15 protein-coding genes and 1 pseudogene are annotated in these 11,557 nt (G+C 44.0%); 9 read left to right on the forward strand and 7 right to left on the reverse strand.

Annotated elements, in window-relative coordinates; genetic code table 11:
* Nucleotides 1–129: 129 nt before the first annotated feature.
* Nucleotides 130–363 (reverse strand): hypothetical protein, encoded by a 234-nt coding sequence (locus EDM52_RS23990; RefSeq protein ID WP_122911413.1) that lies wholly within the window; start codon nt 361–363, stop codon nt 130–132.
* A 142-nt stretch (nt 364–505) separates the two neighbouring features.
* Here EDM52_RS23990 and EDM52_RS23995 point away from each other — a divergent pair, with 142 nt between their 5' ends.
* The 3 genes from EDM52_RS23995 to EDM52_RS24005 all read left to right on the forward strand — a co-directional run bounded on the left by EDM52_RS23995 (nt 506) and on the right by EDM52_RS24005 (nt 1,448).
* Nucleotides 506–718 (forward strand): hypothetical protein, encoded by a 213-nt coding sequence (locus EDM52_RS23995; protein ID WP_122911414.1) that lies wholly within the window; start codon nt 506–508, stop codon nt 716–718.
* Nucleotides 702–1,049: a hypothetical protein gene (locus tag EDM52_RS24000; RefSeq protein ID WP_122911415.1), complete on the forward strand. Its 348-nt coding sequence runs from the start codon at nt 702–704 to the stop codon at nt 1,047–1,049. Before EDM52_RS23995 ends, EDM52_RS24000 begins: the two co-directional genes overlap by 17 nt.
* Before the next feature lie 123 nt (nt 1,050–1,172).
* Complete coding sequence (locus tag EDM52_RS24005) at nt 1,173–1,448, forward strand: hypothetical protein (RefSeq protein WP_122911416.1); 276 nt, start codon at nt 1,173–1,175, stop codon at nt 1,446–1,448.
* Between the two features lie 240 nt (nt 1,449–1,688).
* On the opposite strand, the gene EDM52_RS24010 is transcribed toward EDM52_RS24005, so the two are convergent.
* From EDM52_RS24010 to EDM52_RS24030, 5 genes are all read right to left on the reverse strand, one after another.
* Complete coding sequence (locus EDM52_RS24010; protein ID WP_122911417.1) at nt 1,689–2,360, reverse strand: hypothetical protein; 672 nt, start codon at nt 2,358–2,360, stop codon at nt 1,689–1,691.
* 198 nt (nt 2,361–2,558) lie between these two features.
* Nucleotides 2,559–3,299, reverse strand: a complete 741-nt coding sequence (locus EDM52_RS24015; RefSeq protein ID WP_122911418.1) for an amino acid ABC transporter ATP-binding protein — start codon at nt 3,297–3,299, stop codon at nt 2,559–2,561.
* Between the two features lie 14 nt (nt 3,300–3,313).
* A complete protein-coding gene (locus EDM52_RS24020; protein WP_122911419.1) occupies nt 3,314–3,973 on the reverse strand; it encodes an amino acid ABC transporter permease in 660 nt (219 codons plus the stop codon).
* Between the two features lie 133 nt (nt 3,974–4,106).
* Nucleotides 4,107–4,925, reverse strand: coding sequence for an amino acid ABC transporter substrate-binding protein (locus EDM52_RS24025; RefSeq protein WP_122911420.1), 819 nt, complete (start codon nt 4,923–4,925; stop codon nt 4,107–4,109).
* Between the two features lie 204 nt (nt 4,926–5,129).
* Complete coding sequence (locus tag EDM52_RS24030; RefSeq protein ID WP_122911421.1) at nt 5,130–5,582, reverse strand: GNAT family N-acetyltransferase; 453 nt, start codon at nt 5,580–5,582, stop codon at nt 5,130–5,132.
* A gap of 174 nt (nt 5,583–5,756) precedes the next feature.
* On the opposite strand from EDM52_RS24030, the gene EDM52_RS24035 reads away from it, so the two are divergent.
* The 5 genes and pseudogenes from EDM52_RS24035 (at nt 5,757) to EDM52_RS24055 (ending at nt 10,331) form a co-directional block, all read left to right on the forward strand.
* A complete protein-coding gene (locus tag EDM52_RS24035; protein ID WP_122911422.1) occupies nt 5,757–6,359 on the forward strand; it encodes a bifunctional transcriptional activator/DNA repair enzyme AdaA in 603 nt (200 codons plus the stop codon).
* A 48-nt stretch (nt 6,360–6,407) separates the two neighbouring features.
* Nucleotides 6,408–6,539: pseudogene (locus EDM52_RS25385) on the forward strand (radical SAM protein); the annotation flags it as partial.
* 318 nt (nt 6,540–6,857) lie between these two features.
* Nucleotides 6,858–7,688, forward strand: a complete 831-nt coding sequence (locus EDM52_RS24045; protein ID WP_122911423.1) for a hypothetical protein — start codon at nt 6,858–6,860, stop codon at nt 7,686–7,688.
* Nucleotides 7,689–7,831: 143 nt separating this feature from the next.
* Nucleotides 7,832–8,203 carry an ArsR/SmtB family transcription factor gene (locus EDM52_RS24050; RefSeq protein ID WP_122911424.1) on the forward strand — a complete coding sequence of 124 codons (372 nt, stop codon included), beginning with the start codon at nt 7,832–7,834 and terminating at the stop codon, nt 8,201–8,203.
* The gene (locus tag EDM52_RS24055) at nt 8,193–10,331 is read left to right on the forward strand and encodes a heavy metal translocating P-type ATPase (RefSeq protein ID WP_122911425.1); all 2,139 of its coding nucleotides are present in this window, start codon (nt 8,193–8,195) and stop codon (nt 10,329–10,331) included. Before EDM52_RS24050 ends, EDM52_RS24055 begins: the two co-directional genes overlap by 11 nt.
* 60 nt (nt 10,332–10,391) lie before the next feature.
* On the opposite strand, the gene EDM52_RS24060 is transcribed toward EDM52_RS24055, so the two are convergent.
* A complete protein-coding gene (locus EDM52_RS24060; protein WP_122911426.1) occupies nt 10,392–10,772 on the reverse strand; it encodes a hypothetical protein in 381 nt (126 codons plus the stop codon).
* Nucleotides 10,773–10,938: 166 nt separating this feature from the next.
* On the opposite strand from EDM52_RS24060, the gene EDM52_RS24065 reads away from it, so the two are divergent.
* Complete coding sequence (locus EDM52_RS24065; RefSeq protein ID WP_183185343.1) at nt 10,939–11,214, forward strand: helix-turn-helix domain-containing protein; 276 nt, start codon at nt 10,939–10,941, stop codon at nt 11,212–11,214.
* The last annotated feature ends 343 nt before the right edge of the window (nt 11,215–11,557 follow it).

An 11,557-nucleotide genomic window follows, 5' to 3' on the forward strand; every position in this document is an offset into this window, starting at 1 on the left:
AATTATGAAATTGATTCACATGAGTACATTTACGAAATTGACAAGTTGATTTTGTATATATCATGATTATGTGTACTGATTGACCTCTTTATGATATATACGTTTTCTCGTCATTTCTTACTGTATAACTTACGCTTCGTCCCACAAGTCAAACATTTTGGCTTGTGGGACTTTCTTTCTTACTGCATCGTAAATAAGCTTCCGGGTTGACTTTGTTGGATTCTGAGTTTTTTTGCCAATGGAAAAAATTCGCGTCAACGTATCCATGCTTAGGTTTGTTTCATTTGCAATATAAGAGTGACTAATTCCATGCAGATCGAGATATTTTCCTGCTTTTGTCCGTGGTTTATTGAGACCTGACATTCTCCTCACCTCATCCCCAGTGTGGACAAGGTTGTAAAAAAATATTCGGAGAAAGCCGAATATTGGACAATCCGTACCGCATCAGACTAGTAGCACAGCGCCACTCAACACAGCGCTGCACAACACCATAGGAGGGATAGGGATGGCCACTGAGAGAAAGCCGGTATGCTTTAACATCGACGATCCGCTGGAAAGGGAACTGTGGGAGGTAGCAAAAGGACTCAACTTTAGTGGATGGGTAAAACTGCAGCTACGACCACTGGTGCAGGCCAAGACTGATCAACGTATCAAAAAAGGCGTTGGTGTGCCTGTGCCAATCAGAAAGGTGGTGTCTTCCGATGGCAACCAAGCGTAGATATTACCGAGCTGACCGTGGACTTCCTTTTGTCGAATTGGACTACGATGGCCAGGATGACGACACTGATGAAGGGATGACGGAGAGCAACGTCAGGACTGGATTCTGGGCTGTTCTGGCCGTTCTCACCTTCGGCATGGCGCTGTCCATCGCTCAAACGGTGTATACCCCGTCAGACATTGGCGGCAGTTATCGTGTGGTTTCGGTCAGCAAAGGACGCCTGCATGCGGAAGATACATCAACAGGAAAGAGAGTCAGCTTTCCAGATCAGGAGTTGGTTAAGGCTGCTTTCAGCGGCAAGATTAAGCGCGGTGACGTAATTCGAAGTTGATGGCGCTGTGCAGCGCTGAATATCCTCCAACAGATACTCAGGTCCTCTCAGTGTGCAGTGTGCTGAATGATGTTTTTGTATCAAGGTATCGATTTTGATTTGAAAGTGGAGGGGGAGGAGTGTATGGATATTGGGGAGACTTTCTTAGAGCTGCCGCGCGTGACATCGACCCATTCCAGGGTCATGTATGGCAACTTGCTGCAGATCGCAGATAACCTGGACTTTCGGGATCCGGTGTTTGCGGGAAGAGCCAAACGGAATAGATCAGTGGGGAGCGCTCAGGCTTTTGTGGTAGAGCTGGCCCTTGCGGATAAAGAGTTTCGTGATCGGATAAAACGATACATGATCGCAGGTGGAAAGCAATTCGTCTACACGGCTGATTACATGGATCGATACTAAAACGAAACCCGCCTCCTATATTTGGGGCGGGCCTTTCTTACTTTTATGCTTATGTATTACGGTTTTTCGTAATGCTTACTATTGCTGCTAAATATAAAACTGAGAAAACTATGGCCCTTAGAAATGAGTTGTCTGCTGTATCGTTATTGTATATTGAAACAGATATCAATACAACCACGCACCCAATTATATAAACTAGAAGGCCATATAATATTCTTTTAAGCATTATCCTCCACCTCATTAATAGTCAAAGCTGTCATAATCAGGTGACGCCATTTCAATGTCAGCTGCGTAGCTCACTGACATCTCTACAGAAGGTCTTGATCCACTTGAGAAACCAACATTAATACCACTAGCTTGAATTTGAACATGTCCATATTCCCCTACTACATTCGCCGAACCGTCATCATCATCTTTGTATACTTTTGCAGTTAATACTATTTCATCTTCATCTCTTCCAACTAGTAGGTCAATATCATAGGCTATGCCTCCTTCTGGATCTACATCATTTAGTGTGACAACATCTCGTTTCGCCCCAAAGCTAAACATAACATAGCAGTCATCATCATACAAAGTAAAATCGTCTGACCATGCCAGAGCGATCGCATCTGTAAATTCATAAACAGGATTCGTTAACCATTCTCCGGTTGCAACAGATTTAAAGTTATCTTTTCCTGACTTCTCATAAATTCTTTTCGCAACCACAGTCATTTCAAAATCGTCTGGATCTAAAGTTCTTGTGCCAATTTCATCTTCATTACCGGTATCGAGGTTTCTGGAAACCTTTTTAATAATGACAATCTCCCCATCTTCTTTACTTAATTCATAAATCATAGCATCTGACAGACTATCGATCTGGTCTTGTGAAATATCGTCAGGGGTAACAATCCTATCCTTTCGATTGCTGCCCACTTATCAGGGGGAATATTCATGGATTTTGACTTTCCGAGCATCGCTTTACATGCAGTTCTTTTTACCTATCTTTCTATCGGATTTCTCTTTTTATTCACAGAGTACAAACATTTGAAAAAGAAATAAACGCTCAAAAAAAACAGCTTCGGCTGTATAAGCCAAAGCTGGTGAAAAGCAGTCCGTCCTTTTCTTTTAAGATCATACCCGTTGCAGGAAGGCCTTTGCCCGCTCCGTTTTCGGATTGGTGAAAAAGGACTCCGGCTCGCCTGATTCAATGAATTCGCCATTGTCCATAAACATGACCCGGTTGGCTACCTCGCGAGCAAAGCCCATCTCATGCGTAACCACAATCATGGTCATATGCTCTTCAGCCAGCTGCTTGATCACCTGGAGCACCTCTCCTGTCAATTCCGGGTCGAGAGCTGAGGTCGGTTCGTCGAACAGCAAAATTTCCGGCTTCATCATCAAGGCGCGGGCGATCGCTACGCGCTGCTTTTGTCCGCCTGACAACTTCGCTGGGTAAGCGCCTGCTTTATCAGACAAGCCCACTTTAGCCAGGAGCTCCTCACTTCTCTTCCGAATCTCTGCTTCCCCTTCTCCTTTAACGATCTTCGGTGCCAGCTCCAGATTTTCTTTGACCGTCAAATGCGGAAACAGGTTGAAATGCTGAAATACCATTCCCATCTTGGAAGTCATTCGCTTGATTTCCTGACTGGTTGCATACGTCCCATCCTGCACCAGATACTCAGTGCCTACCTGGATGCTTCCACCGTTGATCTGCTCCAGGTAAACGAGGCTGCGCAGCATGGTACTTTTTCCTGAACCGGAGGGACCAATGATTGCAACCACATCGTTTTTCTCGATCTCAAAGGTCACATTCTTCAGGACTTCCAGATTGCCGTAGGACTTTTTAAGATTTGAAACACGCATGATCGCCATATCTGCCAATCCCTCTATTCAAATTTGGTTCTTTTTTCAAGCCACTTAAAGAAGAGTGTCAATAGAAGAGTCATCAATAAATAAATGATACCCGCCACAAAAAACGGCATGATGGTGAAGTCACGGTTTACCGCTGTTTGAGCGAAGTGCAATAGCTCTGGAACGGCTACGGCATAAAGCAAGGCTGTATCCTTTACCAGAGAAATCGATTCATTGGAGACTGCCGGCAGGGCAACGCGAAACATCTGTGGCAAAATGATCTTGGTCGTGGTCTGCCACTTGTTGAACCCTAACACCTGAGCTGCCTCGTACTGACCTTTGTCAATCGCCAGCAGTCCACCCCGGAAGATTTCTGCGAAGTACGCCGCGTAGTTGAGGATAAACCCGACACAGGCAGCGACGAATCGGTCCATCACCAGATACTCGCCGACCACCGGAAGAAGGGGCAATCCGAAACAGATGAACAACAACTGCAACAAGAGCGGCGTTCCACGCAATACGTAAATGTAGGTATGGGCAAACGCTGCCAGTCCCTTGTTGCTGCTCTTCGCCATCAGTGTAATCAAAAATCCCAAAGGAATAGAGACGATGATAGCAATGAAAAACAAAAGAACAGTCATCTGTGCGCCTTGCAGCATGGGTATGGTGATTCTAATGAGATAATCGAGGCTCATTCTTGTCTGCTCCTATTTAAGAACTTGGCTTACTTGGCTTGCATACGGTCAGAAAATGCTTCGTGACAAAAAATCGAAAGCAAAACCGGATCGATCTTGCCATCCGGTTTTGCTCTTTTCATGCCTATCCTGCTTATTTCAACACGCGGTCTTCTCCAAACCACTTCTCCGAAATTTTTGCAGCGGTACCATCTGCGCTGAGCTCATCGAGGGCTTTTTGCAGTTCTTCCAAGAGTGCTTCATTGCCTTTTTTCACACCAATTCCGTACTGCTCTGGCGCCAGGGAATCCTCCAGGAATTTGAAGGTGCCTTCATCTTTTGCCATGTAGTAATCCGCTACTACCTGGTCAATGACAACAGCATCGATACGGCCGATCTTCAAGTCATTCAATGCCAGCACGTTGTCAGCGAACTCTGTAGTGGTTTTGATTTTATCCTTCACTGGATGTGCGTTCAAAGCATCTGCTGCGGAAGACAGTTTTTGCAGACCGACTGTTTTATCAGCCAGATCGTCGATTTTTTTCAACTCGGATTTCGTGAGGGTGACGATCACTTGTGCATTTTCTAGATAAGGCTTGGTAAACAGTACCTTCTCTTTTCGCTCGTCGGTAATGGTATATCCATTCCAGATCAAGTCAATGCGGCCACTGTTCAGCTCAGACTCCTTGGAGCTCCAATCGATCGGTTGGAAAACAATCTCTTTTCCCATCTTTTCACCAGCTGCTTTGGCATAGTCAATATCAAAGCCAACCAGTTCATTATTATCATCGCGAAAACCCATCGGCGCGAATTTGTCATCGATCCCAACAACCAGTTTAGCGGCAGTCTCTCCGGCTGGTGCATTAGCCGCACCGTTTCCAGCATCCGTTGTATTGGCAGGTGCACTGGAGCATCCGACAACGAGAGAGAACACGGTTCCCATAATCAAACTCAATTTTGCTAACTTCTTCATGTTGATCCCCCTAGTATCTCTTTTAGTCTATTAAAGTGGTAATACGTTAACAAGTTCTCATGATAGCACAGGAATTAGTAAGAGTCGAGAGTTACAGAAATAAACAGAGTTCACTTTGTATTGTGAAAAATAAGGACGATGGCACGCCAAAAAAAGTGGTTCCTTATACAGGACCACTTGTCGACAGATCATGTCTCGCACAATCTACAGCTTTTTCCCCATACAGATGCTTTCTTCGAGATCCACGTAAGGACCGTATTTGCTGATCTCTTTGTAGCCTAATTGGGTGTACAAGGCTACCGCTTCAGGCTGTCTTGTTCCCGTCTCCAGTTTGGCTTCTGTATTCCCCTCTTCCACGGCCCATGCTTCCAGCTCCTTGAGGATCTGCTTGGCAATTCCCTTCCCCCTAGCCTCCTCCATCACGAACATCCTTTTGATCTCGACGATTCCTGGATCATCTGTCTGACGATAACAGCCGCAGCCCACAGCTCTGTCTGCCTCATAGGCCAAGACAACGCTTGCTTCCAAAGCAATCCGATTATGAGGCGCATATTGCTGCTGTGTTTGTGGGTATCGTTTCCACAGGTCTTTATCCAGCATTTCCACGAGCTTGTTAAAATCACTGCTGTCTGGAGACGTCCTTCTGATCGTGATCATCGTCCAACCCTCTCCTTCTGTTTTGCATATTCCTCAATATAACACGGAGAAGGCTCCTCCACCATCTTTATATGTCAGAAAACCTAACATCAACTTTCGATATCTTGCTTTTCTACTCATGGAACGATACAAATACCGCCCGTGCAGGATATACTGTAACTGGAGGTGAGGGATATGGAACGAGAAAACAACGTCTTGGACAGTAAGTGGGCATTGACCGATGAACGCTGGCAAGCCATTCTTCTCAACGATGCCTCGTATGATGATCAGTTCATTTATGCGGTCAAAACGACCGGGATTTTTTGCAAGCCCTCCTGTAAATCCAAAGACCCTAAAAAAGAAAATGTCCGTATTTTCCAAAATGCCCAGCATGCATTATCCGCTCAATTTCGTCCCTGCAAGCGATGCAAGCCTACTGGGCAACGCTTGCCAGACTACGACTGGGTAGAACAAATCACACATTTTATCGAAATGAACTACCGTGAAAAACTGACTCTCGATCTATTGGCCGAAATGTGTCATGGAAGCCCGTATCACTTGCATCGTACGTTCAAACGAATCAAAGGCGTGACGCCAGTGGAATACATCCAGCAATGGAGGATCAACCAAGCCATCACTGCCTTGCTGCATTCAGAGGAACCCATCGTAGCCATTGCTTCGTCAGTAGGAATTCCGAACACCCCCTACTTCATCACACTCTTTCGTAAGATGACTGGGATGACACCGGCAGAATTCCGCCTCTCCACCAGGAAGAATGGCCGAGCGGAGACACCCTGAAGGTCATCCGTATACGCAACTATATTCTGCTAAAAATGGGGGATGAAGATGAAACCAGAGATCTTCTACAAACATCCAAAGACCCTTCTCAATAAAGGCACGGGTTTTTTGACTGACTACACCCACTCCCTTAATCCCTACACCGGTTGCTCCTTTGACTGCTCGTATTGCTATGTACGTACTGAAATAGGGGTTTAATGGGTAGGTGTGGGACTTAGTTGCCCCAGCAATAATGCTGGGGATATGAGATGGTCTATTTGAGGAAACTGTAGATTGTAAATTGTAAACCATTTTGGATATAAAATCTATATAGAATCGTAGCATATTTCAATGCTTCGATTCTTTTTTTGAAGCAAAGGCTTTCATGGAAACATACCCCATCGGACTAAATGGATATGGATGGTTTAGTAACCAATCATTTAATATGGCATCGAGGTTAGCTTTTGTTGCATGATTAAATTAACAAATCATGAAATAATGCAGAAGGTGAACGAAACCATGGCAAGTTTAACAGCAGAGGAATTACTTCAAGCCATTGTTGATCCTAAGTTTGAGGAGAATGTTGCACGGCTAATTTCTGAAAACCCCGAACTGGAACAAAGCCTTGAAATGGCAATCAGAAGAATAAAATCAAGGATGCCTCTTTTTAAGAACCCAAGATTCGGTAAATCTTTGACAGAAGATGAGGTTCTCGAATTTTGTGCTAATTCGGGCATAAACATGAGCCGCAAAAATTTTAGAAGTAATTATTTAGAGAAAGATTTGTCAAAATTTAATGCTGCATTCTTTCACGAAGATGTGCAGGCGTGGGAATTTGATTACGATTATATTTCCCAGTGGGCTCCACTTTTATTGCACGACAAGCATGAATTAAGGCATAAGATTGTGATGCTTGTGCATGAAAACATGAAATTTGAATCCCAGGAAGATGCCAGAGAGGAATTAGAAAATAACAATGCGCAGGAAGAACGCATAACTAAGGAAGACGTGATTCCGCTTCTTGGTGTAGAGATGTCAGAAGAAGAAAAATTGCTCCACACTATTGCTAATCCTTCCGAGCGTTGCGTAATAAAGGTTAGATACGAAGGTTTAGACAATGGCACACACCATGTATATTTTCAAACGACGGACTTGATAAAACTAAATTTCGTTCTTCGGATTGATTTTGATCGGGCGGAATGGGGTTCGATGGCTGGTGCCGCTATATTGGAAATGACCAATTATCAAGTTGTCTTTGATTTCGCAAGCTACATTACACAGCTTAAAAAAAATGAAAAACTCGAGAAAAAATTTATTGAAAAAATACTTCCTGAGATCAAGAGAAATTAATAAAACAGGCATGTGAATTGAAGTCTTTTCATTCGCATGCTATTTTTTTACCCAAACAATCAAACAAACATTTGACTGAATATAAAAACAGGAGTATGATAACAATATAATCAAATATATGTTTGATTGATGGAGGTGCTTATATGACTGAAAAAGATACTTGCGAACTGTATTGTTTTGACGAAGCAAAGGTAAATCGAGTGCAAAACTCGCTTGAACAGCAAGATATTTCAGCAATGGCAAATATGTTTAAGGTGCTTGCCGATGAAACACGAATGAAAGTGGCGTTTGCTCTGTGCCAGGAAGATGAAATGTGCGTCTGCGATGTGGCAAACGTGATCGGCTCTTCATTGGCAACGGCTTCGCATCATCTTCGGACGCTGAAAAAATTAAACCTGGTTAAATATCGCAAAGAAGGCAAGCTTGCTTTTTACGCTTTGGAAGATGAGCATGTGCGGGAGCTGATTCAGCTGGCTTCAACGCATAGCAAGGAGATGATCACCGTTGGAAAATAATACGCAAAACCAAGCAGAAGAGAAAAACGTGTACCGCGTTCAAGGATTTACCTGCACCAACTGTGCCGGTATCTTTGAAAAGAACGTGAAAAGCCTTCCTGGTGTTCAGGATGCACAGGTCAACTTCGGAGCAGCCAAAATCACCGTTTATGGAAACGTTACGGTTGAGGAATTAGAAAAAGCCGGTGCATTTGAAAGCCTCAAAGTTACACCAGAAAAAGAACGTGTCGCAGAAAAAAAGGAGCCGTTTTGGAAGGAAAACTGGAATGTGCTCGTGTCTGCGGTGCTGCTTATCGCCGGTTACTTCTTTGGCGAGCAGTATGGTGAAGAAAGCTTATTATCATCGCTCACCTATGCGGCATCGATTGTCATCAGCGGCTATGAGTTATTTATAAAAGGCATCAAAAACCTCTTTAGGCTGCAGTTTGATATGAACACGTTAATGACCGTAGCCATACTTGGGGCTGCTGCCATTGGCGAATGGGGCGAAGGTGCGACTGTCGTCATTCTTTTCGCTATCAGCGAAGTGCTCGAACGCTATTCGATGGAAAAAGCTCGGCAATCGATTCGATCGCTGATGGACATTGCACCAAAAGAAGCATTGATTCGTCGCGGCAGCGTGGAGCTCATGGTGAGCGTCGATGATATTGTCGTAGGCGATGTGATGATTGTAAAGCCAGGGCAAAAGCTCGCGATGGATGGGGTAGTCATCAAAGGCAGCTCAACCATCAACCAAGCAGCCATTACCGGCGAATCGATTCCGGTCACGAAAACCATCGATGATGAAGTGTTTGCCGGTACGCTCAATGAAGAAGGCTTGCTGGAAGTCAAAGTCACCAAAACGGTGGAAGACACAACGATTGCAAAAATCATTCACTTGGTCGAAGAAGCACAAGCCGAGCGGGCTCCATCGCAAGCGTTTGTTGACCGGTTCGCGAAATACTACACACCGGCAATTATGATTGTTGCTGTTTTGATTGCCGTCATTCCGCCGCTGTTTACAGGCGGAGCTTGGGGAGAGTGGATTTATAGAGGTTTGGCTCTTCTTGTGGTGGGTTGTCCTTGTGCTTTGGTTATCTCAACGCCGGTATCGATTGTTACAGCCATCGGGAACGCGGCAAAACGCGGGGTGCTCATTAAAGGCGGTATTCACCTAGAGGAAGCTGGACGAATCTCCGCTGTTGCCTTTGATAAAACCGGTACGCTCACCAAAGGCGTACCGCAAGTAACGGAGTTCGTAACCTTTGGTGGCAATGAAAAGAAGCTGCTGCAAATCGCAGCGATTTTAGAAAAAGGCTCGCAGCATCCACTCGCTTCGGCGATACTGCGTAAAGCGGAAGCAGCAGGAGTCGACTTTACAGCCGAAGCCGAAGAATTCAGTTCCATTACCGGTAAAGGCGTGAAAGGCAAAGTAGACGGTCAGCTCTATTACATTGGCAGTCCAAAGCTTTTCGCTGAGCTGCATGCAGCTATTGAAGATAAGGCAATGAAAAGCATCGATGAGCTGCAAAACCAAGGCAAAACAGTTATGGTGCTTGGATCACAAGAAAAAATCCTTGCCCTAATCGCGGTAGCCGATGAAGTTCGCGATTCCAGCAAAGACGTGATCAAGAAGCTGCATGAGCTTGGCATCAAAAAGACCATCATGCTCACCGGCGATAACAAAGCAACAGGCGAAGCCATTGGCAAGCGTCTTGGCATTGCAGAAGTCAAAGCAGAGCTCTTGCCGCAGGATAAATTGGAGTACATCAAATCGCTTCGTACGCAGTATGGCAATGTCGCGATGGTGGGCGACGGGGTAAACGACGCTCCCGCGCTCGCTGCTTCTACAGTCGGCATTGCAATGGGCGGGGCAGGAACCGATACAGCTCTTGAAACAGCGGATATTGCGCTAATGGGCGATGATTTAAGCAAGCTGCCTTACACCATGAGTTTAAGCCGCAAAACGCTAGCGATCATCAAGCAAAACATCACGTTCTCGCTGTTAATTAAAGTCGTGGCATTGCTTCTCATCCTTCCAGGATGGCTGACACTATGGATGGCAATTTTTGCAGACATGGGGGCAACGTTAATTGTTACTTTAAATAGTTTGCGACTGCTACGTGTTAAAGATAAGGAACAAAGCTAGTTATTATAATAAAAGGAGCGCACATATCTACACGAAAATGTGCGCTCCTTTTATTATTATTTATAACTTTCTTGCGCGAATCTTTATTGCTTGGATAAGTGTTTGAAACAAATCATCCGATGCAATAGACCCTATAATATCATCCAAATTTACTTGATACCCACCAAATAATGATAACCCTGCTTCCACAAGTCTGTGAGTGGATCCCGTTAAAGCACCCCTGTTATGACCTCTGCGCTCAGCTTCATCAGATTCAAGTAAATACCAAGATAATGGACCATAATTATTTTTTAAAGCGTGATTATTAAACGCTTTGTATATCGCCGGATGTGCTGAAATATATATGGCTGCTTCATATTGCACGTCTTGGTTTGCCCGCAAATTATACTTTTTCATAAGCGATAAATAATTGTGTTCGTGATCTTCGTCGGCGAAATACATTAATTTTTATTACCTCCAATATTGTCATGACACTTTATATATATTCGGGGCATTACAATAAATGAACTCATAAAAAAGTAGGGCGGGAATATAAATAGTCTTGTGAATAGTTAGTTTACAGCTGCGATATGCAAGGTTGGTATATATTAAGGAGGAAGCTTTTTATTTGGACCAAATCAATTACGAAAAAGAAAAAGAGTTGGGATTAACACCATCACTGAATGATGTGCTTAACGTTATTGAAGACGATGCGGTATTTTCTCCAGATCAAGTTGCTCATCTAGTAGGAAGAGCTCCGAAAACAGTTAGACGCTGGTGTTCGGAAGGGCGAATAAACGCATATAGCTGGGGTGGTCGTTACGTTGTGTATGGGGTGGATATCAAGGCGTTTATGAAGAAAGCGCATAATCGAAAAAAGCACGTTAAAGCTATTTGTCAATGATGTTAGAACGACTTGCAATGGCATTTTTTAAAGAAAACAAAATTCCAAGAATCATAAAAAATCACTAGCGTTGCATAAATCTTTTCACATCATTAAAAATCACCATAATCTTCTGTATTCAAGCGTTCACGAGCATAAAAAAATCCTTTACACTGGAAAGGTCAGGTAGTTCCTGTCCAAATCCAACATAAAGGACATAGCATGGACAAGAATACCCTATTTTCTTCATTTGGTAAATACATTTCACCCATTAATATTGTGAAATTTCAACAACGGATAGACGAAACAGATCAGGACAAGTACGTGAAAAAGTTAACGACCAAAGCATATCTACTCCTGTTTT

The organism is Brevibacillus invocatus (genome assembly GCF_003710915.1).
Classification (GTDB): domain Bacteria; phylum Bacillota; class Bacilli; order Brevibacillales; family Brevibacillaceae; genus Brevibacillus; species Brevibacillus invocatus.

What these genes read in the sequence shown, in the direction of transcription:
- EDM52_RS24045 (WP_122911423.1), top strand. Translation starts at nt 6,858, where the DNA reads ATGGCAAGTTTAACAGCAGAGGAATTACTTCAAGCCATTGTTGATCCT.
- EDM52_RS24035 (WP_122911422.1), top strand. Translation starts at nt 5,757, where the DNA reads ATGGAACGAGAAAACAACGTCTTGGACAGTAAGTGGGCATTGACCGAT.
- EDM52_RS23990 (WP_122911413.1), bottom strand. Translation starts at nt 363, where the DNA reads ATGTCAGGTCTCAATAAACCACGGACAAAAGCAGGAAAATATCTCGAT.
- EDM52_RS24015 (WP_122911418.1), bottom strand. Translation starts at nt 3,299, where the DNA reads ATGGCGATCATGCGTGTTTCAAATCTTAAAAAGTCCTACGGCAATCTG.
- EDM52_RS23995 (WP_122911414.1), top strand. Translation starts at nt 506, where the DNA reads ATGGCCACTGAGAGAAAGCCGGTATGCTTTAACATCGACGATCCGCTG.
- EDM52_RS24000 (WP_122911415.1), top strand. Translation starts at nt 702, where the DNA reads ATGGCAACCAAGCGTAGATATTACCGAGCTGACCGTGGACTTCCTTTT.
- EDM52_RS24025 (WP_122911420.1), bottom strand. Translation starts at nt 4,925, where the DNA reads ATGAAGAAGTTAGCAAAATTGAGTTTGATTATGGGAACCGTGTTCTCT.
- EDM52_RS24020 (WP_122911419.1), bottom strand. Translation starts at nt 3,973, where the DNA reads ATGAGCCTCGATTATCTCATTAGAATCACCATACCCATGCTGCAAGGC.
- EDM52_RS24060 (WP_122911426.1), bottom strand. Translation starts at nt 10,772, where the DNA reads ATGTATTTCGCCGACGAAGATCACGAACACAATTATTTATCGCTTATG.
- EDM52_RS24005 (WP_122911416.1), top strand. Translation starts at nt 1,173, where the DNA reads ATGGATATTGGGGAGACTTTCTTAGAGCTGCCGCGCGTGACATCGACC.
- EDM52_RS24030 (WP_122911421.1), bottom strand. Translation starts at nt 5,582, where the DNA reads ATGATCACGATCAGAAGGACGTCTCCAGACAGCAGTGATTTTAACAAG.
- EDM52_RS24050 (WP_122911424.1), top strand. Translation starts at nt 7,832, where the DNA reads ATGACTGAAAAAGATACTTGCGAACTGTATTGTTTTGACGAAGCAAAG.